The following is a 22,787-nucleotide window of genomic DNA, read 5'->3' as shown; positions in this document are numbered from 1 at the left end:
GGTCCGGGCAGGGGCGGCGCGGGGCACTTTCCGGCCTGCCCTCCCCCGTCCGCGTCGCCCGTGTCAGACTCCGACGATGACCTCGGAGACGATCAACGCGGCGGCCGCGGGCACCTGGCGACTCGGTGACCCCTCGGACGACGAAGTCGCCCTGCTCGGCTGACGGTTGGGGACCAACACATCATGGGCGACAGCACTCTGTGGGTGGCGGCGCTGACGGCGGCGACCGCGGTACTCGCGAGCTGGGTGACCAGCCGCGGCACCGCCCGGGCGGCGCGCATCCAGGCGGACGCGGCCGCCGCGACCGTACGGACGGACCGGCTCCGGGCCGCCCGGCGCGCCGCGTACGTCGACGTCATCGAGCAGGCCCAGCGCATGGGCGACCTCTACTGGAAGGTGACCGACACGCACGAGATCAGCGACGCCGACGACCGCCTCCTCACCCTCAAGGATCTGCGGCTACGGCTCCGCGGCGAATACGCCGTGCTGCGTCAGCGCGTCTGGGTGGCGGACCTGGAGGGCCCGCCCGAGGTGGCCTCGGCCGCGGACCAGCTCCGGCGGTCGACCAGCGACAACTACCGGGCACTCGGGGCGATGATCGCCGGTGAGCCGGACGCGGCCGAACGGTTCGACGCCTGCTACAGGCCCTTCTGGGAGTCGGTCGTGCACTTCGTGGACACCGCTCGCAGCGCCCTCCACGAGACGCCTGTGTAAGGGCGACCCGCTGGTCCGCCGGTCCGGCGAGGTCAGTCGATGTGACGAGGTCAGTCGACCGGCGGTGTGCCGTGGGTGTGGAAGGACTCGATGGTCTTCAGTCCCCATGCCTGGCCCCTGGCCCGTTCGGCCTGGGTCCAGGTGATCAGCGGCCAGTCCGGCGCGAGGACCAGACGGGTGAGCGGGTTGCACAGCTCGATGCGGTTGCCGCCCGGCTCGTAGACGTAGAGGAAGAACGTCTGCTGGATGGCGTGCTTGTGCGGGCCCGTCTCGATGAACACGTCGCTGTCGAGGCACAGATCGGCGGCGCGCAGGATGTCCTCGCGGGTGTCGGTGGCGAACGCGATGTGGTGCAGACGACCGCTAGAGCCCGTCCAGTCCTCGGTGTAGACGACGTCGTACGACTTGTTGGTGAAGGTCAGCCACTGGGCGGCCACCTTCCCGCTGTCGAGGACGATCTGCTCGGTGGGGCGGGCGCCGAGCAGATCGCGGGTGAAGGTGGCGTTGGAATCGACGTCGGCGGCAAGGAAGTTGACGTGGTCCAGGCGGCGAACGCCCACTCCCTGGCCGGGTTTGGCCTGGGGCTGGTTCTTCAGGCCCGGCCTCAGCCCGGGCGGCGCCTCGTACCACTCGCTCTCCCAGTACAGGGCGAGTTCGTGGCCGTCGGGGTCGCTGGTGACGTACAGCGGACCTATGCCCGGCTCGTCCTCCACCCAGCGGCCCGCCCGGCCGGCGCTCTCCAACTCCTTGACCCGGCGCAGGAGGGCCTCCTCGCTGGAGGTGCGCAGGGCGGTGCGCCGTAGGCCGGAGGTGGAGTGGGCGGTCAGGGTCAGGCTGTGGTGCTCGTAGTCGTCCCAGGTCCGCAGGTGGACGGAGTCACCGGAGCGGCCGTTCTCGGTCAGGCCGAGGAGGGTGGTGAAGAACCAGACGCTGCGGTCCAGGTCCGGGGTCAGCAGTTCGACATGCCCGAGGTGGGCGATGTCTCCGAGTGGCGGAGCCATCATCGTCTCCTCAAGGGTGGCGTGCGGGGATCCGTCCAGGAATGGCGTGCGGGGAGCGGCGCGGTGTCGGTGGAGCGGGGGAAGACGGTGCCGTCGAAGATCTTCCGTGCGGTGCGTACGACCGCGGTTCGCCGGACCACCGGGGCGGCTCCCTCGGCGCCGTACTCGATGCTGGTCTCGATGTCGAGGAACCCGGTGGGGTGTTCGATGCGCAGCCGCGCCGCTCCCCCGCGCCCTACGTGCCCCTCGGGCAGACGGGCCACGTCCTGGCCGACTCCGCCCTCGATACGCAGTCCGGCGGCGACGCTCGCGGCTCCCAGGACGCCGATGGAGGTGTGGCAGCGGACCGGGATGAAGGTGCGGGTCATGACCGCGCCGCCGTGCAGGGGCGCCGCCAGCAGGCTGAGCTTGGGCACGGTGCTGCCTTCGACATCGCCGAGGCCCATCAAGTGGCCTGCTTCCAGCCGGATTTCGCGGAGCCGGCCGGCGAGGGCCGGATCTCCCTCCAGATCCCCGGGGTCCTCGTATCCGGTGACCTTCAGGGCGGAGGCGGCGATCAGTACGGTCGGTATGCCGTTGTCCACGCAGGTCACCGGCGCCCCGGCGAGGGCGTCACGGACCTTGCCGGTGGGCAGCAGCGGTCTGCGGCCCATCGGGAACTCGATCACCACGGGCGCGGCGGTCCCCGGCACACCGGATATTCCGGCGGAGCCGGTGTAGTCGACACGTCCGCCCGGGGTGGGGAAGGTCGCGATGGCGTGGTCCCCGGTGTTGAGCATGCGGATGCGCACGGACGTCCGTCCGTCCCCGGCGGCGAGCAGCCCGCGTTCGACGGCGAAGGGGCCCACCCCGGCTAGGAGGTTGCCGCAGTTCTGCCGGTCGGACACCTCGGCGGCGTCGACGCCGATCTGCAGGAACAGGTAGTCGACATCCGCCTCGGGGTCGGCCAAGGCGCCGACCACGGCCACTTTGCTTGTCAGGGGGTGCGCCCCGCCCAGACCGTCTATCTGGGTCGGGTCTGGACTGCCCATGACGCGTAGCAGCAGGTCGTCGCGCGAGGAGGGGTCGGCGGGCAGGTCCTCGGCCAGGAAGTAGGCGCCCTTGGAGGTGCCACCGCGCAGAAGCATGCAGCGCACCTCCTCGGGCGCGGTCACGGCCTCGGTCCGTTCCGCTGGTACTCCTCGTGCGACTGGTAGTGAACGCCCAGACGTACGAGCGTCTCGCGCAGCCCGTAGCGGTCGAGGCCCAACTGGCCCTCGGCGAAGGCGGCCCGGGACGCCTCTTCCTTCGCGGTGCGCGCCTCGGCCGCCTCCACGGCCTCGCCGGACCGCTCGCGGGGCACGTACATCACGCCGTCGTCGTCGGCGAGTACGACATCGCCGGGCCGGACGCACTGCCCGCCGATCACGACGGGCACGTTGACCGAGCCGGCCGTCGCCTTCACGGTGCCCTGTGCGCACACGGCCGCCGACCAGACGGGGAACCCCATGGCGCGCAGCTCGGCGGTGTCGCGCACCCCGGCGTCGATGACCAGACCGCGCACGCCCCGCCTTTGCAGTGCGGTGGCGAACAGTTCGCCGAACATGCCGTCCGTGGAGGGCGAGGTGGTGGTGACGACGAGCACGTCGCCCTCGCCGCACTGTTCCACCGCCGCATGGATCATGAGGTTGTCGCCGGGCCAGCTCAGCACCGTGACGGCGGTGCCGGCGATCCGCGCGCCCTGTTGGATGGGCCGCAGGCCGGGGCCGAGGCAGCCGGTGCGGCCCATCGCCTCGTGCACGGTGGCGACGCCGTATCCGGACAGGGCGGCCACGTCCTTCTCGGCGGCCTTGGGCGGGTTGGTGACGATCACACCGTTCATGCCAGTTCCTCCGTGACCTGTGGGTAGGGGCGCATGTATGCCTCGCCGTAAGTGGTGTGCGGCAGACCGAGGTTGGGGCCGGCGTTGCGCTTGAGCTGCACCCCGCGCCGCTTGGCCAGGTCGGTGTAGTAGTCCCACAGGTGCTGCTGCGCCGACAGGCACTCCATGGCCTTGCGCTTGGTCTCGAACACCTCGGTGATGTCCAGCAGCACCTCGGGGGTGAAGTCGCACATCTCGGGCTGGTGGGGTTCGAAGAAGAACACCGGCGGGGCCCCCAGCACGTCTCCGGGAGCGGGGTAGCCGATCGCCTGGGCCAGCACGCGCGCGTCCAGCGCCATGCGGGCCGCCGCCGGGTGGTCGCCGTTGTACGGGTCGGTGAGCGGGTGGGTGAGCACAATGCCGGGCTGGATCTCGCGGTAGATGCCCACCAGTTGGTCGGTCAGCTCGGGGGTGGCCAGGAGGGGGTAGTCGCCCGCGTCGAGGAAGCGCACCTCGGCTCCGAGTGTCGCGGCGGCCCGCTCGGCCTCGTCCCGTCGTATGCCTTTGATCTCCTCCAGCGACTTGCCCTCGCGCCAGGCCTTGGCGGACTCGCCGCGCTCCCCGTAGGTCAGGCACGCGATGGTCACCCGCTCACCCCGTGAGGCGGCCAGGGCGATGGCTCCGCCCGCCCGCCATACGAAGTCCCCGGCATGCGCGGTGATGACGAGCGTCGACCGTGGGGGTGCGGGCGCCTGATCGTGTGTCATGGCTGAAATCTCCTTACTGGACAGATCGTTTGGCCCAGCCCCCGGTCGGCGTCATGCGCGCAAGGCGTCGTCACTCGGCCCATGCGTCACCACTCGCCGATGCGTCACCACTCGCCCATGCGTCGTCATGCGCGCAATGCGTCGATCACGCTCGTGAGGTGGGCGCGGGCGGCCACTTCGGCCGCCTGCGGATCCCGGGCCCTGATCGCTTCGATCATGGCCAGGTGTTCACCCAGGGACCGCTGCGGACGCCCAGGCCTCAGCGCGAGCTGAAAACGGTGGCGCACCAGCTGTGCGTTGAGCCGCTCCAGCAGCTCCACGGCCACCTGCTGGCCGGAGAGTTCCCTGATCCGGGCGTGCAGTTCCTGGTTGAGCTCGGAGTAGGTCACCGGCTCACCGTCGGCGACCGCTTTCGTCATCGCCGTACCCACATCGGCCAGCCCGGCCAGCTGCTCGTCACTGGCCTCGACCGCCGCCTTGGCCGCGCACAGCCCTTCGAGGACCATGCGGCACTCGGTGATGGCCACCGCTTCCTCGACCGTCACCACCCGCACCCGTGATCCGCGGTTGCGGATCCGCTCGACCAGTCCCTCGGAGGCCAGATCGATCAGCGCGGCCCGGATGCTGGCACGGGTCACACCGAACTGCTCGGCGAGTTCGTTCTCCACGAGCCGCTGGGCGGGCGCCATCTCCCCACGCATGATCGCTTGCCGCAGCTGCACCAGCGCGTGCTGCTTGGCCTGCTCCCCGGTGCCCGGCCGGGCTTCCTCCGCCATCGTGCCCTCCCTGCGTGAGTGCCTGTCGAACGTAAATCCAGTCCAACAATATTGTCAACAATTTCGTTTCACATATTGCCGACAGATGAAGGGATGGCACGATTCCTTCTCGAACCCGCGATCCGTTCCCGGAGGGCTGTCAGCCGTGATCACTTTTCTGGAGGGCGCGCCGCCCATGGCGGCGGCCATCGACGCTCTCCGTACGAGCCTGCTCGACGGCCTCGACCCGGAGGCGGGCCCGCCCCGCACGATCATCCCGGTGCCCCACGGCCAGTTGTTGCTCATGCCGGCCAGTTGGGGCTCCTACGCCGGCGTCAAGGTGGCGACCGCGGCGCCGGACAACGCGGCACGGGGGCTGCCCCGAATCCAGGGCAACTACCTGCTGTTGGACGACGAGACGCTCACCCCGCTGGCGTTGCTGGACGGGATCGCGCTCACGTCCGTACGCACCGCCGCGGTATCGGCGGTGGCGGCCGACGCACTGGCGGAGCCGGATGCGAGCAGGCTCGTAGTGTTCGGTACGGGGCCGCAGGCACGCTCCCATCTCGAGGCCCTGCGGTGCGTCCGGCCGATCCAGGAGGTCGTGGTCGTCGGCCGGGACGCCGAACGCACCCGTGCGTTCGCCGAGGAATCCGGCGCGCGGGTGGGCGGCCCGGGCGACGTCGCGCACGCGGATCTCGTCGCGTGCTGCACCACGGCGCGCACCCCGCTGTTCGACGGTTCCCTGGTGCCCGAGTCCGCGACCGTGCTGGCTGTGGGATCACATGAGCCGGAGGCCCGGGAGGTCGACGAGACGGCCGTCGCCCGTTCCACGGTGGTGGTCGAGGCCGTCTCGGCCGCGCTGCGCGAGGCCGGCGACGTGATCCAGGCCGTGGAGGCGGGGGCCCTGGATCCCGGTGCGCTGGTGGGCCTCGCCGACTTGGTACGGGGCGGGCGCGAAGTCCCTCCGGGCCGACCGCGCTTCTTCAAGGGAGTCGGGATGGCCTGGCAGGACCTGGTGGTCGCCGCGGCTCACTTCGAGGCGACACGGGAGTGAAGCCCGCCCCTCGTTCTCGGGTGGCGTGGTACGCGGCCGAGAGAGCCGGAAGCATGTTCCCGGACCGGCCGGGGCTCAGGCCGTCCGGCTCAGGGGGATCTTGAGGGTGAAGGCCGTCGCGCCCGGTCGGCTGGTCAGTTCGACGGTGCCTCCGTGCGCCCGCAGCAGGGACCGTGCGACCGCGAGGCCGAGTCCGCTGCCGCCGCGGTCGCGGCTGCGGGCCTTGTCGATCCGGTAGAAGCGGTCGAAGACCCGGGCCTGGTCGGTCGCCGGAATACCCGGCCCGCTGTCGCCGACCCGCACCGTCGCCGTACCGGACGAGACGGACACGTCCAGCGACACCTTCGTGCCGGCCGGGGTGTGCACTCCGGCGTTGGTGAGCAGGTTGTCCAGCACCTGCCGGATGCGCAGGGGGTCCAGCCGCAGCCGTACCGGATCGGGGCCTGCCGTCACGGTCAGCGGGTGGTCCGGCCGGCTCGCGCGGAATGCGTCCGCCGCCTGGCGCACCAGTTCCACGAGGTCCGCGTCCTCCAGTCGCAGCGGCGCCTCCACCTCTGCGGCGTCCAGGCGGGCGAGCAGCAGCAGGTCGTCCAGCAGCACGCTCATCCTGGCGGCCTCGGCGCGCAGCCGTGCCAGATGTTTGTCCCGTTCCTCGGGCGAGTGGGCCGCCGCGTACTGGAACAGGTCCGCGTAGCCGCGCACGGACATCAGCGGTGTGCGCAGTTCGTGCGAGGCGTCCGCGACGAACCGGCGCAGCCGCTGCTCGGCCTCCGTGCGCACGGCGAGGGAGTCGTCAATGTGCTCCAGCATCGTATTGAACGCCGTACGGAGTTCCTCGACCTCCTGGCCGCCGTCCCTGCCGTCGGCACGCAGCGGCAGCCGCGCCGCCGATTCGGTCAGGTCGTGCGAGCTGATGCCTTGCGCGGTGTGCGCCATGTCGCTCAGCGGCTTCAGACCGCGCCGCAGCATCCTGCGGCCGAAGATCACCAGTGCGAGCAGCGCGAGTACGAACGTGACGACCTGGATCGTGATCAGCTGGCTGACGGTGTCCTCGATGTCGTCCATGGGCGCGGCGCTCACCAGGATCACCCCGGGTTCGACCTCGCAGGCGCGCAGCCGGTAGATGCCCGCGCCCTTGAGGTGCTCGGTGCGGAGGAGCTCCGAGTCCGAATCGGCCTGGGCACGGGCCAGTGCGGTGAACGTGTGGACATCCTTCGGCAAGTCGGCGGGGTCCTCGGGCGTGCGGAGCTCAGGTGTGCCGCCCGACACGTCGTACACGGCGTAGTACCAGCGGTAGTACTTCTTTCCCTCGAGCGTGCCGTGATCCGCGATGCTCTTTGACTGGGCGATCTGGGCGAGCATCAGCTGCTCGTTGAGCTGGGCCGACAGATAGTCCCGCATGTACGTCGTCAAGGCCGTGCCGACGACGGCGAACACGACCAGCGCCAGGGCGCCCAGACCAAGTGCCATCCGTGTGCCCAGCCGCATCCTGCGATAGGTCCGCCTCAGCCTGCCGATCACTCGGCGGCCTGCCGGATCACATACCCGAATCCCCGCACGGTGTGGATCAGCGGCTCGCCCGTGTCGTCGAGCTTGCGGCGCAGCCGGCTGATGACGAGTTCCACCACGTTGGAGCGGCCTCCGAAGCCGTACTCCCAGACATGATCGAGGATCTGTGCCTTGGTCAGTACGGTCGGCGACTTGCGCATCAGATAGCGCAGCACCTCATACTCGGTCGGCGTGAGCGTCAGCAACTTCTCGCCGCGGCGCACCTCGCGGGTGTCCTCATCCATCGTCAGGTCCGCCACCTTGAGCACGGACCGCTGGAACCCGGGGCCGACGCTGCGCCGCAACACGGTCCGCAGCCTGGCCATGAGTTCCTCCACCGCGAACGGCTTGACCAGATAGTCGTCGCCGCCCCGGGTGAGGCCCGCGACCCGGTCGGCGACGCCGTCGCGTGCGGTGAGGAACACGACGGGCACCATCGTCCCGGACAGCCGCAGCCGGTCGAGCACGCCGAACCCGTCCAGGTCGGGGAGCATCAGATCGAGCACCACGATGTCCGGCTGGAACTCGGCGGCCTGCCGCAGCGCCTCCTCGCCGGTGTACGCGGTGACCGCCTCCCAGCCCTCGTAGCGGGCGACCGTCGCGACGAGGTCGGCGATGGGCGGATCGTCGTCCACGACGAGGACTCGTACTTTTTCCACGTCCTCATACTGCTTCACGTGGTTGCCGGAGCCACACCCGCCTGCCCGCCGGGGCCGGATCGATAAAAACTTGAAAGTTGTGCGACAGGAAAACGACAGCTCCCACCGGAGAAGCTCGAGTCCCCAGGATCCGATCAAGGAGTTGCCGTCCGTGACGACTGTCCAACGTGTCCAGCCGCCACCCCCCACGGCGGTCCGCCCCAAAGTGGTGGCCCGCACCGGTCTGTACACCCTGCTGGCCGCGAACGTGGGCGTGGTGACCTTCTTCTTCGTCCAGGCCGGGTTCGGCGCGTCGAACGCCCTCATCGTGCTGGGGCGGCTCGCCGGGCTGTACGGCGCGCTGCTGATGGCCTTCCAGCTGCTGCTCGTCGCCCGGCTGCCGTGGTTCGACCGGCGCATCGGCATGGACCGCCTGACGTCCTGGCACCGCTGGGTCGGCTTCAGCCTGCTGTGGATGCTGCTCGCCCACGCCGTCTTCATCGTCTTCGGCTACGCACAGGCGTCGTCGATGGGCCCGGTGGACCAGCTGGTGGATCTCGCCGAGACCATCGAGGGCGTGCTGCGTGCCGTCGTCGCACTGGCGCTGATCATCGTGGTCGGCGTCGTCTCGGCACGGTACGCCCGGCGTCGGCTGGCGTATGAGACGTGGCACTTCATCCACCTCTACACCTACCTCGCGGTGGTGCTGGCGTTCACCCACCAGGTCGCGGTGGGTACGACCTTCACCGCCTCGTCCACCGCCAAGACGTACTGGTACATCCTCTGGGGCGTGGCGCTCACCTCGGTGTTCGTGGGCCGTCTCGCGCTGCCGCTGTGGCGGAACCTGCGGCACCGGCTGCGGGTGACGGCAGTGGTCCCCGAGTCCGACCACGTCGTCTCGATCTACATCAGCGGCCGCGACCTGGACCGGCTGCCCGCCCGCGCCGGTCAGTTCTTCCTCTGGCGGTTCCTGACCAAGGGCCGCTGGTGGCAGGCGAACCCGTTCTCGCTGTCGGCCGCCCCCGACGGGACACAGCTCCGGCTCACCGCGAAGATCGCCGGCGACGGTACCGCGGCCCTGCGACACCTCAAGGTGGGCACGCGGGTGTTCGCCGAGGGCCCCTACGGCGCCTTCACGACGCTGCACCGCACCCAGCCGGACACCCTCCTCATCGCGGGCGGCGTCGGCATCACCCCCGTCCGGGCCCTGCTGGAGGAACTCCACGGCCACGTCGTGCTCATCTACCGGGTCGCCACGGACCGGGACGCGGTGCTCTACGACGAGCTGGCACAGCTGGCCCACGCCAAGGGCGCCCAGCTGCATCTGGTCACCGGACCGGCCGCCCCGGACAAGCTGGCCCCGCACGAGCTCGCGCGGCTTGTGCCGGACGTCGCCGACCGGGACGTCTACGTCTGCGGACCGCCCGGCATGACGACCGCCGTGCTGCGCACCCTGCGCGAGCTCGGCGTGCCCAAGCCGCAGATTCACGCCGAGCGCTTCAGCCTGGCCGGATAAGGGGGACACCATGAAGCGAGCACTGCCTGTCCTGGCCCTGACCGTCGCGGCCCTGATCCCGCTGTGGCGCTACGCGCCGTCCAGCGGTACGACGGAGACCGCCGAGGCGGCCCCGTCGACGCCGACCCCGTCGGCTTCCTCTTCTTCCTCTTCTTCCTCGTCCTCTTCGTCAGGCTCCACCACCACGAAGACCGTCAAGGGCTCCACCGTCAACACCTCGAAGGGCGCCGTGCAGGTGGAGGTGACCTTCGAAGGGGACAAGATCAGCGCCGTACGGATGCTGCGGCAGCCGAACCACCCGCAGACCACGGCCGCCGTGCCGAAGCTGATATCGGCGACGCTGGAGGCGCAGAGCGCCGACGTCGACACGGTGTCCGGCGCCACGATCACCAGCGACGGGTACAAGGAGTCGCTCCAGGCCGCGATCGACGCGAAGGGCGCCTGACGTGCTGCGCGTCGAACATGTCATGGGCTTCCCCGTCTCGGTGCGCATCGACGACGGGGCGGCCGACCCGGCGGCCGCGGCGGAGGAGGTGTTCGCCTGGCTGCGTGAGGTCGACGCGCGGTTCAGCCCCTTCAAACCCGACAGCGAGGTCTGCCGGCTGGACCGGGGCGAGGTGCTCGCCGAGGACGTCAGCGCGGACCTGTCCGAGGTCCTCGAACTGTGCGAGCACTACCGCGTCGCGACCCGCGGCGCGTTCGACGTACGGCTGCCCGGCCGCGCCCTCGACCCCTGCGCGGTGGTGAAGGGCTGGTCGGTGCAGCGGGCGGCGGAGCTGCTCGCGAGGGCCGGCGCCACGAGGTTCTGTGTGAACGCCGGCGGCGACGTGGTCACCGCCGGCGGCCCGTGGCGGGTGGGCGTACGGCACCCGGAGCAGTCCGATCGGCTGTGCACGGTTCTGGAGGTCACCGACGGCGCCGTGGCGACCTCCGCGCGGTACGAACGGGGCGACCACATCGTGGACGGGCGCACCGGCCGTCCCGCCACCGGTCTGCTCAGCATGACCGTCGTGGCACGGTCGCTGACCGAGGCGGACGCTACGGCGACAGCGGCGTTCGCGATGGGCGCGGAGGGCATCGAATGGGCCGCCTCCCAGGACGGCTGCGAAGTGTTCGCCGTGGACGCCGAACGCCGGGTCCTGCGCACCCCGGGGCTTCCCGTCGCCGCGTGAGCCCTGCCGGAAGGGGACGGGGATCTTGTCGGCTGGGAGACGGGTTCGGCCCTACGGCTTGCTTCAGGTAGGGCCCCCGGTTCCGGGCGGCGCCGCGGCCATGGCGCGGCCCACTCCAGCGCGCCCCAGCCATGGCGCAGCCCGCATCCACCGCTTCCCGGTCGGCGTGCCCTCCCCGGTGAGGCACGCCGACCGTGGCGGATCACCCGTAGGTGATGTCCGAGGGGGTGTAGCGGCAGTGGGTGCCGTCCGGTCCGCTGCCCACCGTGGTCGGTTCGTCGCCGGTGTCGTTGCCCTGGAAGCGCCGGCACACCGAGATCTCCTTGGCGCTGCCGCCGACGAAGGTGATGCCGGACAGCGTGGCGGTGTCCCCGTAGTTGACGTTGACGCCGACCAACGCCTTGCCGGGGCCGGTCACCCGTACGTTGCTGACCACGACGTGGCGCTCGTACTGGGTCTCGCAGTTGCCGCACGAGCGGTAGAGCTTGCCGAAGTTCTCGACCTGGAAGTTCTTGATCGTCAGCGTGCCCGCGCCGTTGTGCTGCAGGACCTTGTCGTCCGCGTTCCGCGCACCGCCGCCCACGACGAGGTACCTGGCCGAGGCCGAGGTTCCCTTGAAGGTCGCCGCGTCCTCGCCGACGTCCTCCCACCACACGTTCCGCAACGTGCAGCTGCCCAAGCAGTGCACACCGTCGGCGGCCGGGGAGCCCAGGATGACGTTCTGCAGCACAGCGCCGTCGGCCAGCTCGAACAGCGGTCCCTGGTCCTCGTCCTGACCATCACTGCCCAGCGCGCCGGAGCCGGAGTAGCGCCGCAGGCCGCCGTCGTAACTGCCGGACACCTCGATGGTCGCCGACACCGTTCTGCCGGCGGTGGCCGTGGGCCATGCGCCGAGAGCGGTGCTGGTGGAAGGGGTGCGCGACGAAGGGTCCGAGGCCTTCGGGTTCTTGCTCTTGCTCGCGGCCTTCGACTTCGAGGGCGAGGCGGACGAGGATGTGGCGGACCGCGTCGCCGGGGACGGGGAGGACGGGGCCTTCGTGGACGACGGGGACGAACCGGTCACCGCCATCAGCTTCCAGCTTTTTCTGCTCGCCTGATCACAGGGGTTCTGCTGGGCAAGCCCGCCCCTGACGTTCAGGCACTGTCCGCTGGCGGCGTTGACCAGGTCGTACGCCTTGCCCGCGGGGCGCGGCTTCCATACCTGCGAGGGGCCTTTGCCGCAGGTCTGCTGCCGCACGGCCTTGCCGGCCGACGTCGACGTACTCTCCACTCCGGCACACCGGCCGCCGGCCACGGCCTTCACCGTGAAGCCGCCGCCGGATTCCGCCAGTTGCCACTGCTGCGCGGCGGCACCGTCGCAAGCCGCCGCGGCCGGCTGCGTATCGCTCGACGACGCGGTCAGGCACATACCGTCGGAGGCGTTCACCAGCCGGTAGGTTCCGGCCTCGGGCTCGGGTTCGGACGCGGAGGACGACACGAGTGCCCAGCCGGTGACGGCACCCCCGGCCAGGGCCACGGCCACCACGCCGATCAGCACGCTTCTTCGGCGCTTCCCGCCGCCGCGCCGCGCCCCGCGCCGAGCTGCTCTCTTACCCACGTCGTCGCTCTCGTTCAGAGGATCGGGTTACCCCTTGCCCCGTCTGTCGCCCTTGATCGCACGAAAGGTTGCCGTCAGCGCCCGCACGGAGCTGAGCCCGCACAGGGCTGAAGGGTTCTCGCACAGGGGACGGGCAGTGACACCGCCGATAACACTTTTCTCAGGGCCCATTCTCCGGAGGTGTTGTTCCGGCTGAGGCTGAGCACCCCGAGATCACCGTCGTCTGGGCTGACTCCGCCTACTCCGGCCCGCTGGGCGACTGGGCGACTGGGCGACTGGGCGACTGGGCGACTGGGCGACGAAGTACCCGTAACGCTTTTCGCGCCTCCGTCCAAGAACAAGTAAGGCTGTACGGCACCGCCCGGACGCACTGGGGGCTGGCACGATGAACCTCCATGAATGATCAGGAAACTGCGGAGGCTCAAGCTCTGCGCTTGGTGACGACCCGCTTCCCGCACGCTCTGGGCGCCATCCTCGGTGGCTCGGCCGCCCAGGGCCGCGCCACCTCGACCAGTGATCTGGACGTGGCCATCCTCGTACCGGATTCGGACAGCAGCCGCCGCGAGATCGTCCGCCATGACGGCCGCCCGGTCGAGTTGTTCTTGAACACCGTCGGAGATCTGCCCAATTTCTTCGAGTGGGACCGGGCCCGTCGCCGCGGGACCGTCCTGTTCATCTATGCCGAGGGCCTGCCCCTGACCGACCCACACGGGCATCTGGCCCGTGCCCGCGAGCAGGCGCGAGCGATCCTCGCGGCCGGCCCACCCGCGCTGACGCCGGCGGAATGGGAGCACGGCCGTTACGTGCTCACCTGCTACCTGGACGACCTGATCGATACCTCGCCCGCTGATCGGTACGAGCAGCTGTCCATCGCCGACCACACCCTCCGCGAGGCGTCACACCTGCTCACTGCCCACCACAGTGCCTGGACGGGTATCGGCAAATGGCTTCCACGCAGACTGCTGAGTGCGGACCCGGAACGGGGCAAGTCTCTGTTGGACGGTCATCAGGCGGTCGCCGAACACGCCGGCCCCGTGCCGTTGGCGACTGCGGTGAAGCAGGTGCTCGACCTGCTCGGCGGACCGCTGAGGGAGGGGTACTCGCACCGCTGGCACACCTGAGTCGCCTGACGAGTCAACGGCCCTGCTTCCAAGCTTGCCTTGCCCAGCAGCCGGCACCACGACGTGCGGCCGGCCTCCGGCGCGCCCCGTGAGAGGCCTGCGCCGGCAGGGTTTCTTTACGGGACCGGTGCCGGGGCAGGCGGCGGTGCCGGTGGCTGCGGCTGGTGGGGCTGGGGCTCAGCCGGTGGCGGGGCAGGCTCCTCATGGGGTGGCGGCGGCTCAGCGGGCTGTTCACTGGGCTGGTCGCCAGGCGGCTGCTCGCCGGGCTGGTCGGCAGGCGGAGGCGGCTGCTCGTCCGCAGGCGGGGGCGGCTGGTCGCCCGGCTGCTCGCCGGGCTGGTCGCCGGGCTGGTCGCCGGGCTGGTCGCCGGGCTGGTCGCCGGGTTGTTCGCCGGGCTGGTCGCCAGGCGGAGGCGGCTGCTCGTCCGCAGGCGGGGGCGGCTGGTCGCCCGGCTGGTCGCCAGGCGGAGGCGGCTGCTCATCCGGCTGCTTCTCGCCCGGCACGCTCGGCGGTCTGTCTGGGGCGTCGCTGCCCCCGGTGTTGGCCAACGCCACGCCGACGCCCGCCGCCGCAGCCACCCCGAGGGAAATGAGAATCCCCTTCGGACCGCCGGGGATGCCTCGCAAAATGGCAGCTACGCCGGCTCTCCCGAGGTTCCAGAGAGCCCCCGCGGCGGTGCCGATCCCGGCCAAGGCGTTCCTGAGCGTGGGCCCCCACTGCGCCGGGTTCCTGAGCAGGTGCCAGCCGCTGCTGATCCCCCTGCCCACGGCGCTCGCCATCTGGGCCCCTGTGCTGGCCGTCTTGTCTGCGGCCCTCGTGAGGAACCGGCCGAGAGGGCTGTTCGCGACGCTCTGCCAGAGCGACGCCAGACGGCTCTGGCCGCCACCCTCGCTCACCTTCCGCCCGGCCGTGCCGAAAGCCTCAGCACCCTGGCCGGCGGCTTGGCGCACCGTCTGCAGGAGCTGCCGGTTGTTCAGCGCATTCTCGTGCCTTCCCTGCCAGCCGATCCTTCCCGGCGTGCCTTCGAGCCGCAGCAGCGCATCCCCTGCCTCCGCCCCGTTTTTGCTCCATAGCCTCACGGCATCCTGCAGGCCCTGCCGCTTCGCCGGGTCAGTGTCGGCCAGCTGCTCGAAAAATCTGACCTGCTTCCCGGCCCAATCGGCGAGTTGCTGGGCTCGGTGCATCTCTCGTTCGACGTGGGCGGACCAGCCGCCGGCGTGCCGGGCAGCGTAATCAAGGTTCTTGCCCAGTTGCCGCATTTGATCTGGGCTCAGCTGCCGCAGTTCCTCCTGGCTCAGAGACACCTTTTGCAGTTGCCCAATATTCAGGCTCAGTATTTCCTCCGGGGTCATGACGACTCCCTCGCTCAGCTCCGGGCCCCTCCCCGATACAACCGTTTCTTTTGTCCATTTATGCGGTATATTTCCACTGTTCACCTGGCCCATATCAGAGTCAAGAGGGGGCAGATCCGTGACCTGATGGGCCACGGAGAGCTTGGGAGGTGCGCAATGTCGGATCGCATGCAGTCCGGCATCCCGGGCGGCGGGAGCCCTGATCGACCCGACCGCGCCGGCCGAAGTCGACTGACCCGGGAACGCGTGCTGAACACGGCGCTCGCCGTGGTGGACGAGGTGGGGCTGGCGAGCCTGAGCATGCGGAGAGTGGCCGACGAGCTCGGGGTCGAACCCATGGCGCTCTATCGGTACACCCCCAGCAAGGACGACCTCCTCGACGGCCTGGTCGAAACGCTCTTCCTCGCGCTCGACCAAGCCCTCGCCGACGGCGACTACGCCATACCGCCGAGCCGCCCCGGCACTCCGGAATGGCGGGCGGACCTGCACAAGACTGCGACCGCGATGTACCGGGTCGCCCTCGCCCACCCCCACGTCGTCCCCCTGGTGGCCACCCGCCCCCTGACCGTTCCCCTGACCCGCCGGCCCCAAGGCGTGCTCCGCAGCCACGAACGCCTGCTGGCCCTCCTGCACTCCGCCGGCCTGGAGGACCGGACCGCCCTCACCGTGTACCGGACGTTCCTGTCCTGGGTGCTGGGCTACATCGTGATCGAACTGCGGCAGATCGTGGACGACCCGGACGAGCCCGAACCCGCCATCCGCCTCGGCCTCCACCGCCTGCCCGCCAGCGACTTTCCCCGCCTGCGCGCCCTCGGCCCTGCCCTGGCAACGCCCGCGGGCGAACAACAACTCACCGCGGGCATAGACGCCCTCCTCGACCACCTCGTCCCGCAGACGTGAACCGTCCGGCGTCGAGGCCATTGCCACAAGGCCGGCGCTAACCATGGGGACGATCGTCCGGCTGAAGCCCCATGGAGCCTCCCGCCGAGAGGCGACCGCCCTCCGCACGTCACCACCTGGAAACCTCAAAGCCCCGGCTGGTCTCCCCCGTCCAGCCGGGGCTTTGAACTGTCTGCACCGTTCCGACCGGCCCGTCCCCGCCTCCGGGCGGCCGTGGCTGACGGGGGAGCGTGACCGTGATGGACTCGTTGGGGCAACGGCTGAGCGCCTCGGAGAGCGCGGCTTCCTCACTCGGGTCGACGGCGAGCTGGTAGCGGGTCCTGTCGGCGTGCGGCATCAGCGGACCGCTTGCCTGCCAAAGCACAGAGAACCGCCGGAACCAGCGAACTGACAGTTCTCGGGTGGACCAGCACCTTCAAGGGGCCGCATACCGGCGCACCTGGGGCGCATATTCCTGAGGGCGGCCAAGCTGCCTGCTGACACGGGGTTCGACTACGATCACCTGCGGAAATGGCTTCGCGAACGAGGCATCCGTCATCGGATCGCCCGCAAGGGCATCGAGTCGTCACAACGCCTTGGCCGACATCGCTGGGTGGTCGAACGCACAGTGTCGTCTACCGGATGCCGTCGCCCGCATCGCCGCTACGAACGCAAGTCCGAGCACTTCCTCGCCTTCGCCGCCATCGCGGCGACCTTCGTCTGCCACCGTCGCCTGGTCGGGTAGCTGCGGGCCGACGGGAGAGCCATGGTCAGCTGCCCTCCCGCCGATTGTCACAACCGTCCGTCATGCTCTGCGGCATGAACGAGAACGCCTTTTGGCAGCTCATCGACGACTGCACACCGTCCACGCCCGACCCCTACGCCGAGCAACTGGCCGCAGCACTGACGGACCGTCTGGCCGCCGGACGGCCAGCGGTGGTCATCGGGTTTGCCGAACAACTGTCATGGGCGCTCTACCGGCTGGATCGCAAGGAGTACGGGCACGACCTGTCGAGCGACAGCTTCCTCTACACCCGCGCAGCCGTCGTGGCCGCCGGCCGTGAAGTATACGAATCAGTACTCCGCGATCCGCAGCTCTTCACCCCCTACGCCGCAGATCTGATCTGGGCGGAGGGGCTGCTCTACGTCCCAGACGAGGCATACCGGCGCATCACCGGCGAGGCGTGGGACCGCAGTACCCGCTACTCCTACGAGTCCTACTCGAACACCGCCGGATGGGCCGACGCATAGCCCCTACAGCCTCAAGCACACCAAAGAACGAGGTCTTGGTCGTCACGGAAGAGCGGGCAGAACCTGACAGTTGGCCAGTGAGTGCTTCATTTGGCCGATTCGGCGCTCAGCCTGTCGGTGCCTGCCTGGGGATCATGTTCGTCTCGACCCGGATCAGGAGGGGCATGCGGTGAGCCTCGAAGACCTGCTGCAGCAGGCGATGCATATACATGATCTGTACGACGAGCTGAATGTGCAGGAGCGGGGCCGGGTGTGGACGCGGGAGGAGTTCATGCTCGGCTTCGTAGGCGATGTCGGAGATCTGGCCAAGCTGGTGATGGCCGAGGAGGGCGCCCGGGAGATGCCGGGCGGGCGGGCGGCGCTGGAGCACGAGCTCGCGGACTGCCTGTGGTCGGTGCTCATCCTGGCCCACCGCTACGACGTCGATCTGGAAGCGGCGTTCCGCCGCACCATGGCGGAACTTGACAGGACGATCAGCACCAGGCTCCCGCGGGACGGCAAGCCGTTGTGACAACAGGTCCAACCGCGGCCAGTGCCACCCCGCGAGGCGATCACCGGCGGCAGCACCGCGAACAGGGCAGATACGCAGAGCCAACGGTGCAGAAAACGTAAAGGCAGCAACCCTTGCCGCTGCCCGACCGCTCCAGACACACATGAACAAGATCATGTCCCGCACCGGGGTGCCCAGCCGGCCGGCGGCGCGGTTGGCGTGGTTCCGGGCGAGGGGTCGGAGCGTATGCTCTGCGGCCCCGGGCCGGGGGCTCGGGCTCAGCACGAGGCGGGGAACATGTACGTGAACATGCGCATGCTCAAGGTCAACGCGGTGCTCGCCGTGCTCCTGCTCTGGTTCGTCTCGGTGGTGGCCCTACGCGCCGTGATCGACTCCGGTAAGACCTGGACCTACGACAAGGTCTTCACCGACACGGGCACGCTGTCCGCCGTGATCGCGACCGCCGACGACGACACATGGGCGGCGGGCGACGGCCTCCTCCTGCACGACGACGGCACTGGGTGGCAGCACCGCCCCATGCCGGCTTCGCTCGGCGCCAGAGTCTTCGACCATGTGCGCTTCGACGCCGTGGACTCCGGCGGCTTCCTGTTCACGGCAAGCCTGGACGAGGGGAACGTGTCACGGATGGCCCGCTGGGACGGCACGCGCTGGACGGCACTGCCCGAGCTCCCCGCCGGCCACCGGGCCAGTGATGTGCGGGCATTCGCCGCGGACGACATCTGGGTCCTCGACGGCGAGACCGGGGCGTACCACTGGGACGGCACCGGCTGGAGGGCCATGGACCTGCCCGTCACCGTCACCGCACTCGACGGCGTCGCGTCCGACGACCTGTGGGCGGTGGGCTACCACCACCCCGATGGTTTCGACGAGGACCTGGGTCAGAAGGGTGCCCAGCCCGCCACCATGCACTGGGACGGCCGCGCCTGGAAGACCGTACGGACGCCGGAGTACCACTACACCGTCCCGGCACCCGAGGAGCTCGCCTACTTCACCGAGGTCGTCGCGCTGGCGAAGGACGACGTCCGCGTCTACGGCGACCACACCTCCATCAGCGAGGACGACGAACCCGACCCCCCTCCGGAGGACATCCGGCGGCGCCGGAACGGCACCCGATGGATCACGCTGCCGAACTCCGAGGGAGCATGCGGCGACCGCGGCGCCTGGGTCGACGACGGTAAGCGTGGGGCGGTCCTCAGTGCCAGCCGATACCTCACCGCGGACGGGCTGTGCGAAGAAATCGCGCAGTCAAAGCCGCCGAGCATCGACGGGATCGATTCCGACTCACAGCAGTCGCTCCGGCTGAACGCCATCACGGCGGTCCCGGGCACCGACAAGATAATCGGCGTCGGCACCGTCGGAGACTCCTTGGTCATCGTCAGCCTGAAGCGCTGAACGCCGCCCCGCCGCTATGGCACCGCGCGGACGATGGCCTGGGACCGCATCCACCCGGGCGCGGGGGCGGGCAGCGCACTCGCCTGGCTCGGCGAACAAGCAGGGGCAGCCCTACGCCTCCACGCACAGGCGCGCGACGAGTTCGTACCAGCCGGCCTCCAGGCGTTCCATGGTCATCTCCCGCTGCGCCAGCAGGTGTTCGACGAGGGTGATCTCAAGACTCCCGAGCAGGGTGTGCGCCACGAGCGCCGTGTCGACGTCGGCTCTCAACTGCCGTAGCAGCAGCGCGACATGACCGACCCTGAGGTGATAGGCCGGGGAGCCGAAATGACGGCGCAGATCCGCGTTGGCGGCCAAATAGAGGTCGCGGTTGGCCTGTTCGTGACGCATGACGGCCGGGCCGAAGGCGCGCAGCCGCTCGGCGGCGGGGGCGTCCGGCCCCAGCGGCGGCGGACCGGTCAGGAAGGCGGCCTGGAGCTGCTGCTCATGGTGGTCCAGGAGCGCCAGCATGAGTCCGGCGCGGTCGCCGAACCGCCGGAAGACGGTGCCCTTGCCGACCTGGGCGGCGCAGGCCACGGCCTCCATGGTCACGTTCGCGGCACCGCGCTCGGTGGCGAGCTTGGCGGCCACCTCCAGCAGGCGCGTACGGTTGCGCGCGGCGTCGGCTCGCAGCCGGGGCTGCTCCTCCGGTGCGCAGAGTGTGAGATCCACTCGACGGGAGACGTCGTGCACGGCGGCAGAAGGCGGGAACGGCTCGGTCATGCCTTCAGCGTAGCCTCCCGGGAATAGATATGGACCGCGGTCCGCTTAGCTGGTACAAATGAAACCGGACCACGGTCCGGTTCCTCATCGCACGTTCCACCTGGGAGTACCGCTCATGTCTGTACGTATCCTCGCGCTCGTCGGCAGCCTTCGCGCCGGTTCCCACAACCGTCAGCTCGCCGAGGCGGCCGTCAAGCACGCCCCCGCCGACGTAGAGGTCGAGCTCTTCGAAGGACTGGCCGATGTGCCGTTCTACAACGAGGACGTCGACGTCGAGGGCAGCGTGCCCGAGGCCGCCGTCCGGCTGCGCGCGGTGGCCGGACAGGTCGACGCGTTCCTGCTGTTCTCGCCGGAGTACAACGGCACCATGCCGGCCGTGCTGAAGAACGCGATCGACTGGCTGTCCCGCCCGTTCGGCGCCGGCGCCGTATCCGGCAAGCCGGTGGCCGTGGTCGGCACCGCGTTCGGTCAGTACGGCGGCGTCTGGGCGCAGGACGACGCCCGCAAGTCCATCGGCATCGCCGGCGCCACCGTGCTGGAGGACGTCAAGCTGTCCATCCCCGGCTCGGTCACCCGCTTCGCCGAGACCCACCCCGGCGACGACCACGAGGTGGTCGCCGGTCTGACCGAGGTCATCAAGCAGCTCACCTCCCAGACCGCGACCGCCGCGGCCTGACGAGCGCACCGCCGCGGCCTGACGGCGTCACCTGTCGGTGGCGTGACAAGGAAGCTTCACGCCACCGACGGGTACGACGCGGTCCGGGGAGGCCATGCGCCGACCGACACGAGTCGCGTCACCGGTCCTGGAGTTCGTCGACTCGGACGGTGCCGCCCGTGGTGACGGACCGGATGGCGGCGAGGGCGATGGACAGGGCGGCGCGTGCGTCCTCGCCGGTGACGGAGGGGGTGCGCCCGGTGCGGACACTGTCGGCGAAGTCGGCGAGTTCGGCCACGTAGGCGTCGTGAAAGAGGTGCTGGTCGTAGGTGACGGACTCGGCGGCGACACCGTCCGGGCCGTATGCGGTCAGGTGGGTGCGGCGGACGTCACCCATGGTGAGCATCCCGGCAGAGCCGAAGACCTCGGCGCGAACGTCGTAGCCATAGACGGCCTGGAAGCTGGCCTCGGCGGTGGCGAGGGCGCCGTTGTCGAAGCGGACGGTGACGACGGCGGTGTCAAGCAGGCCGCGGTCCTTGAAGTCGGGGCGGACCAGGGCGTCCGCCGTCGCGAAGACCTCGACGGGCTCGGCACCGGGGTTGAGGTGGCGCAGGACGTCGAAGTCGTGGATGAGGGTCTCCAGGAAGATCGTCCACGGCGCTATGCGGGCCGGATCAGCCAGTTGGGGATCGCGAGTGAGCGAACGCAGCAGCTGCGGTGTGCCGATGCCGCCGGCGGCGACCTTCGCGTGGGCGGCCCGGAAACCCGCGTCGTAGCGGCGGTTGAAGCCCACTTGGAGCGGCACGCCCGCCTCGGCGGCGGAGGCGATGGCGCGGTCGGCCTCGGCGAGGGTGACGGCCATGGGTTTCTCGCAGTAGACCGCCTTGCCCGCCCCGGCCGCCGCCTCGACGAGGCCCGCGTGGGTACGGGCCGGGGTGGCGATCACCACCGCGTCGATCCGCGGGTCGGCGAGCAGTTCACCGATGTCCGTGCAGGCGGTGGCGCAGCCGAGCCGGTCGCCCAGGCTCCGCGCGGCGCCGGGGGCAGGGTCGGCGAGCGCGGCGAGCCGGACGCCCGGAAGCCGGTGGGCGAGGGTCTCGGCGTGGAACGAACCCATCCGTCCGACGCCGATGAGGCCGACGGCAAGAGGCTGCTGGGTGGTCATACCGGGTTCTCCGTACGTCGTCGTCAGAGGTCGTCAGGATCGTCAGATGCAGTCGGTCATGCTCAGGGGTCCCCAGAGGGCGAAAGCAGGCGTCGCCCGAGGGTGAAGCAGGAGTCCGCCGGCGGGTGAAGCAGGAGTCGCCGGCGGGTGAAAGCAGGGGCCCTCAGAGGGTGAAGGCGGAGCGGAAGCGCTCCAGGGCGAGCTCGCTGTCGCCGGAGGCCCACGCCTCCATCGCGACCGTGCCCTCGTATCCCAGGTCCGCCAGGGCGCGGGCGACGGCGGGGTAGTTGATCTCCCCGGTTCCGGGTTCCCGGCGGCCGGGTACGTCGGCCACCTGGATCTCGCCGATCAGACCCAGGGCATGGGCCCTGCGGAGCAGCTCGATCAGATTCCCCTCGCCGATCTGGGCGTGGTACAGATCCAGATTCATCCGCAGCCCGGGCCGGTTCACGGCCGCGACCAGGGCCAGGGTGTCGGCGGCCGTCGCGAACGGCACACCGGGGTGGTCGACGGCCGTGTTGAGGTTCTCCAGCGTGAAGACCACCCCGGCGCTCTCCCCCAGGTCGGCGAGGCGGGTGAGCGTGCGGTGGGCGGCGATCCACATCTCTCCGGTGGCCTCACCGGTCACCGGCACCACCGGCAGGCCCTCGCCGTCCAGTCCGGTGCCGTGCAGGTTCAGCCGGGGGCAGCCCAGTTGCTCGGCCGCCTGGAGCGACTGCTCGGCGGTGCGCAGGAGTTCGGCCGCCCCCTCCTCGTCGGTCAGACTGCCGCGGATGTAACCGGTCATGGAGGAGAAATCGGCCGGGGTCCGGGCCAGAGCGTCGAGGTCGTGCCGGGTCCAGTCCCAGATCTCGACCTGGAAGCCGGCGTCGTGAATACGCCGTGCTCGCTCGTCGATCGGCAGGTCCAGGAACACCATCTCGGCGCAGACCGCCAGTGCGTACATGGCCACGCACCCTTTCTCCGTAATCTCGAGCTAGAACGTTCTAGGGATGGACTAGAACGTTCTAGCATCATCTGCGGAGCAGCAGTACGCCAGCCGTCACCCGCACCTGTCAAGGCCCCGGCCGACCGTGAAGGCTAGAACGTTCTAC

Annotated in this window: 23 protein-coding genes and 3 pseudogenes; 13 read left to right on the top strand and 13 right to left on the bottom strand. The window is 70.0% G+C overall.

Features of this window, described 5'->3' with window-relative positions; all coding sequences use genetic code 11:
* Positions 1 to 183: 183 nt before the first annotated feature.
* Complete coding sequence (locus FGD71_RS03475) at positions 184 to 714, top strand: hypothetical protein (protein ID WP_119098873.1); 531 nt, start codon at positions 184 to 186, stop codon at positions 712 to 714.
* Positions 715 to 764: 50 nt separating this feature from the next.
* Here FGD71_RS03475 and FGD71_RS03470 read toward each other — a convergent pair whose 3' ends face one another.
* The 5 genes from FGD71_RS03470 to FGD71_RS03450 all read right to left on the bottom strand — a co-directional run bounded on the left by FGD71_RS03470 (position 765) and on the right by FGD71_RS03450 (position 5,098).
* A complete protein-coding gene (locus FGD71_RS03470) occupies positions 765 to 1,715 on the bottom strand; it encodes a catechol 2,3-dioxygenase (RefSeq protein WP_119098872.1) in 951 nt (316 codons plus the stop codon).
* Positions 1,715 to 2,869: a 4-oxalomesaconate tautomerase gene (locus FGD71_RS03465; RefSeq protein WP_240436374.1), complete on the bottom strand. Its 1,155-nt coding sequence runs from the start codon at positions 2,867 to 2,869 to the stop codon at positions 1,715 to 1,717. The genes FGD71_RS03470 and FGD71_RS03465 overlap by 1 nt, the downstream gene beginning before the upstream one ends.
* Positions 2,866 to 3,576, bottom strand: a complete 711-nt coding sequence (locus FGD71_RS03460) for a 4-carboxy-4-hydroxy-2-oxoadipate aldolase/oxaloacetate decarboxylase (protein ID WP_119098871.1) — start codon at positions 3,574 to 3,576, stop codon at positions 2,866 to 2,868. The genes FGD71_RS03465 and FGD71_RS03460 overlap by 4 nt, the downstream gene beginning before the upstream one ends.
* A complete protein-coding gene (locus tag FGD71_RS03455; protein WP_119098870.1) occupies positions 3,573 to 4,322 on the bottom strand; it encodes a PIG-L deacetylase family protein in 750 nt (249 codons plus the stop codon). The genes FGD71_RS03460 and FGD71_RS03455 overlap by 4 nt, the downstream gene beginning before the upstream one ends.
* A gap of 125 nt (positions 4,323 to 4,447) precedes the next feature.
* Positions 4,448 to 5,098 (bottom strand): GntR family transcriptional regulator, encoded by a 651-nt coding sequence (locus tag FGD71_RS03450; protein ID WP_119098869.1) that lies wholly within the window; start codon positions 5,096 to 5,098, stop codon positions 4,448 to 4,450.
* 145 nt (positions 5,099 to 5,243) lie between these two features.
* Between FGD71_RS03450 and FGD71_RS03445 the strand changes: the two genes are divergently transcribed.
* Entirely contained in the window at positions 5,244 to 6,134 is an 891-nt protein-coding gene (locus FGD71_RS03445; RefSeq protein WP_240436373.1) for an ornithine cyclodeaminase family protein, read from the top strand.
* 75 nt (positions 6,135 to 6,209) lie between these two features.
* On the opposite strand, the gene FGD71_RS03440 is transcribed toward FGD71_RS03445, so the two are convergent.
* Positions 6,210 to 7,655, bottom strand: coding sequence for a sensor histidine kinase (locus FGD71_RS03440; RefSeq protein ID WP_119098867.1), 1,446 nt, complete (start codon positions 7,653 to 7,655; stop codon positions 6,210 to 6,212).
* Complete coding sequence (locus FGD71_RS03435; RefSeq protein WP_119098881.1) at positions 7,652 to 8,341, bottom strand: response regulator transcription factor; 690 nt, start codon at positions 8,339 to 8,341, stop codon at positions 7,652 to 7,654. The genes FGD71_RS03440 and FGD71_RS03435 overlap by 4 nt, the downstream gene beginning before the upstream one ends.
* A 151-nt stretch (positions 8,342 to 8,492) precedes the next feature.
* Between FGD71_RS03435 and FGD71_RS03430 the strand changes: the two genes are divergently transcribed.
* The 3 genes from FGD71_RS03430 to FGD71_RS03420 are packed head-to-tail and all read left to right on the top strand — an operon-like array spanning position 8,493 to position 11,008.
* A complete protein-coding gene (locus FGD71_RS03430; protein WP_240436372.1) occupies positions 8,493 to 9,836 on the top strand; it encodes a ferredoxin reductase family protein in 1,344 nt (447 codons plus the stop codon).
* 10 nt (positions 9,837 to 9,846) lie between these two features.
* Positions 9,847 to 10,281 (top strand): FMN-binding protein, encoded by a 435-nt coding sequence (locus FGD71_RS03425; protein WP_119098866.1) that lies wholly within the window; start codon positions 9,847 to 9,849, stop codon positions 10,279 to 10,281.
* 1 nt (position 10,282) lies between these two features.
* Positions 10,283 to 11,008, top strand: a complete 726-nt coding sequence (locus FGD71_RS03420; protein ID WP_119098865.1) for an FAD:protein FMN transferase — start codon at positions 10,283 to 10,285, stop codon at positions 11,006 to 11,008.
* A gap of 202 nt (positions 11,009 to 11,210) precedes the next feature.
* On the opposite strand, the gene FGD71_RS48395 is transcribed toward FGD71_RS03420, so the two are convergent.
* Entirely contained in the window at positions 11,211 to 12,077 is an 867-nt protein-coding gene (locus FGD71_RS48395) for a pectate lyase (protein WP_420878229.1), read from the bottom strand.
* 42 nt (positions 12,078 to 12,119) lie between these two features.
* Positions 12,120 to 12,485: pseudogene (locus tag FGD71_RS48390) on the bottom strand (RICIN domain-containing protein); the annotation flags it as partial.
* A gap of 285 nt (positions 12,486 to 12,770) precedes the next feature.
* Here FGD71_RS48390 and FGD71_RS03410 point away from each other — a divergent pair.
* Positions 12,771 to 12,883 (top strand): annotated as a pseudogene (locus FGD71_RS03410) (IS5-like element IS4811 family transposase); the annotation flags it as partial.
* A 117-nt stretch (positions 12,884 to 13,000) separates the two neighbouring features.
* A complete protein-coding gene (locus FGD71_RS03405) occupies positions 13,001 to 13,726 on the top strand; it encodes a nucleotidyltransferase domain-containing protein (RefSeq protein ID WP_119098863.1) in 726 nt (241 codons plus the stop codon).
* Between the two features lie 116 nt (positions 13,727 to 13,842).
* On the opposite strand, the gene FGD71_RS47225 is transcribed toward FGD71_RS03405, so the two are convergent.
* The gene (locus tag FGD71_RS47225; RefSeq protein WP_162931005.1) at positions 13,843 to 15,078 is read right to left on the bottom strand and encodes a hypothetical protein; all 1,236 of its coding nucleotides are present in this window, start codon (positions 15,076 to 15,078) and stop codon (positions 13,843 to 13,845) included.
* A gap of 156 nt (positions 15,079 to 15,234) precedes the next feature.
* On the opposite strand from FGD71_RS47225, the gene FGD71_RS03395 reads away from it, so the two are divergent.
* From FGD71_RS03395 to FGD71_RS03370, 5 genes and pseudogenes are all read left to right on the top strand, one after another.
* The gene (locus tag FGD71_RS03395; protein ID WP_119098862.1) at positions 15,235 to 15,978 is read left to right on the top strand and encodes a TetR/AcrR family transcriptional regulator; all 744 of its coding nucleotides are present in this window, start codon (positions 15,235 to 15,237) and stop codon (positions 15,976 to 15,978) included.
* A 457-nt stretch (positions 15,979 to 16,435) separates the two neighbouring features.
* Positions 16,436 to 16,702: pseudogene (locus FGD71_RS03385) on the top strand (IS5/IS1182 family transposase); the annotation flags it as partial.
* Positions 16,703 to 16,776: 74 nt separating this feature from the next.
* Positions 16,777 to 17,208, top strand: coding sequence for a DUF4240 domain-containing protein (locus FGD71_RS03380; RefSeq protein WP_119098879.1), 432 nt, complete (start codon positions 16,777 to 16,779; stop codon positions 17,206 to 17,208).
* Positions 17,209 to 17,377: 169 nt separating this feature from the next.
* The gene (locus FGD71_RS03375; RefSeq protein WP_119098861.1) at positions 17,378 to 17,719 is read left to right on the top strand and encodes a MazG nucleotide pyrophosphohydrolase domain-containing protein; all 342 of its coding nucleotides are present in this window, start codon (positions 17,378 to 17,380) and stop codon (positions 17,717 to 17,719) included.
* A gap of 276 nt (positions 17,720 to 17,995) precedes the next feature.
* The gene (locus tag FGD71_RS03370; RefSeq protein WP_119098860.1) at positions 17,996 to 19,111 is read left to right on the top strand and encodes a beta propeller repeat protein; all 1,116 of its coding nucleotides are present in this window, start codon (positions 17,996 to 17,998) and stop codon (positions 19,109 to 19,111) included.
* Between the two features lie 111 nt (positions 19,112 to 19,222).
* Here FGD71_RS03370 and FGD71_RS03365 read toward each other — a convergent pair whose 3' ends face one another.
* On the bottom strand, positions 19,223 to 19,873 hold the full coding sequence (locus tag FGD71_RS03365; RefSeq protein WP_119098859.1) for a TetR/AcrR family transcriptional regulator: 651 nt from the start codon (positions 19,871 to 19,873) through the stop codon (positions 19,223 to 19,225).
* Positions 19,874 to 19,988: 115 nt separating this feature from the next.
* On the opposite strand from FGD71_RS03365, the gene FGD71_RS03360 reads away from it, so the two are divergent.
* Positions 19,989 to 20,549 carry an NADPH-dependent FMN reductase gene (locus tag FGD71_RS03360; protein ID WP_119098878.1) on the top strand — a complete coding sequence of 187 codons (561 nt, stop codon included), beginning with the start codon at positions 19,989 to 19,991 and terminating at the stop codon, positions 20,547 to 20,549.
* A gap of 118 nt (positions 20,550 to 20,667) precedes the next feature.
* Here the strand turns inward: FGD71_RS03360 and FGD71_RS03355 are convergent, their stop codons facing one another.
* Together FGD71_RS03355 and FGD71_RS03350 are read right to left on the bottom strand one after the other, a co-directional pair.
* Positions 20,668 to 21,693 carry a Gfo/Idh/MocA family oxidoreductase gene (locus FGD71_RS03355; protein ID WP_119098858.1) on the bottom strand — a complete coding sequence of 342 codons (1,026 nt, stop codon included), beginning with the start codon at positions 21,691 to 21,693 and terminating at the stop codon, positions 20,668 to 20,670.
* A gap of 163 nt (positions 21,694 to 21,856) precedes the next feature.
* Positions 21,857 to 22,639 (bottom strand): TIM barrel protein, encoded by a 783-nt coding sequence (locus FGD71_RS03350; RefSeq protein ID WP_119098857.1) that lies wholly within the window; start codon positions 22,637 to 22,639, stop codon positions 21,857 to 21,859.
* Positions 22,640 to 22,787 lie beyond the last annotated feature (148 nt).

This window comes from Streptomyces sporangiiformans, assembly GCF_005768555.2.
In the GTDB taxonomy this organism is placed as follows: Bacteria; Actinomycetota; Actinomycetes; order Streptomycetales; family Streptomycetaceae; genus Streptomyces; species Streptomyces sporangiiformans.
Note: the sequence above shows the minus strand (reverse complement) of the source record. Positions and strands in the feature narration are given on the sequence as shown.

Excerpts from the sequence above, each read along its gene's own strand:
- FGD71_RS03475 (WP_119098873.1), top strand. The coding sequence starts at position 184 with ATGGGCGACAGCACTCTGTGGGTGGCGGCGCTGACGGCGGCGACCGCG.
- FGD71_RS03470 (WP_119098872.1), bottom strand. The coding sequence starts at position 1,715 with ATGGCTCCGCCACTCGGAGACATCGCCCACCTCGGGCATGTCGAACTG.
- FGD71_RS03460 (WP_119098871.1), bottom strand. The coding sequence starts at position 3,576 with ATGAACGGTGTGATCGTCACCAACCCGCCCAAGGCCGCCGAGAAGGAC.
- FGD71_RS03455 (WP_119098870.1), bottom strand. The coding sequence starts at position 4,322 with ATGACACACGATCAGGCGCCCGCACCCCCACGGTCGACGCTCGTCATC.
- FGD71_RS03450 (WP_119098869.1), bottom strand. The coding sequence starts at position 5,098 with ATGGCGGAGGAAGCCCGGCCGGGCACCGGGGAGCAGGCCAAGCAGCAC.
- FGD71_RS03425 (WP_119098866.1), top strand. The coding sequence starts at position 9,847 with ATGAAGCGAGCACTGCCTGTCCTGGCCCTGACCGTCGCGGCCCTGATC.
- FGD71_RS48395 (WP_420878229.1), bottom strand. The coding sequence starts at position 12,077 with ATGGCGGTGACCGGTTCGTCCCCGTCGTCCACGAAGGCCCCGTCCTCC.
- FGD71_RS03405 (WP_119098863.1), top strand. The coding sequence starts at position 13,001 with ATGAATGATCAGGAAACTGCGGAGGCTCAAGCTCTGCGCTTGGTGACG.
- FGD71_RS47225 (WP_162931005.1), bottom strand. The coding sequence starts at position 15,078 with ATGACCCCGGAGGAAATACTGAGCCTGAATATTGGGCAACTGCAAAAG.
- FGD71_RS03395 (WP_119098862.1), top strand. The coding sequence starts at position 15,235 with ATGTCGGATCGCATGCAGTCCGGCATCCCGGGCGGCGGGAGCCCTGAT.
- FGD71_RS03380 (WP_119098879.1), top strand. The coding sequence starts at position 16,777 with ATGAACGAGAACGCCTTTTGGCAGCTCATCGACGACTGCACACCGTCC.
- FGD71_RS03370 (WP_119098860.1), top strand. The coding sequence starts at position 17,996 with ATGTACGTGAACATGCGCATGCTCAAGGTCAACGCGGTGCTCGCCGTG.
- FGD71_RS03365 (WP_119098859.1), bottom strand. The coding sequence starts at position 19,873 with ATGACCGAGCCGTTCCCGCCTTCTGCCGCCGTGCACGACGTCTCCCGT.
- FGD71_RS03360 (WP_119098878.1), top strand. The coding sequence starts at position 19,989 with ATGTCTGTACGTATCCTCGCGCTCGTCGGCAGCCTTCGCGCCGGTTCC.
- FGD71_RS03355 (WP_119098858.1), bottom strand. The coding sequence starts at position 21,693 with ATGACCACCCAGCAGCCTCTTGCCGTCGGCCTCATCGGCGTCGGACGG.
- FGD71_RS03350 (WP_119098857.1), bottom strand. The coding sequence starts at position 22,639 with ATGTACGCACTGGCGGTCTGCGCCGAGATGGTGTTCCTGGACCTGCCG.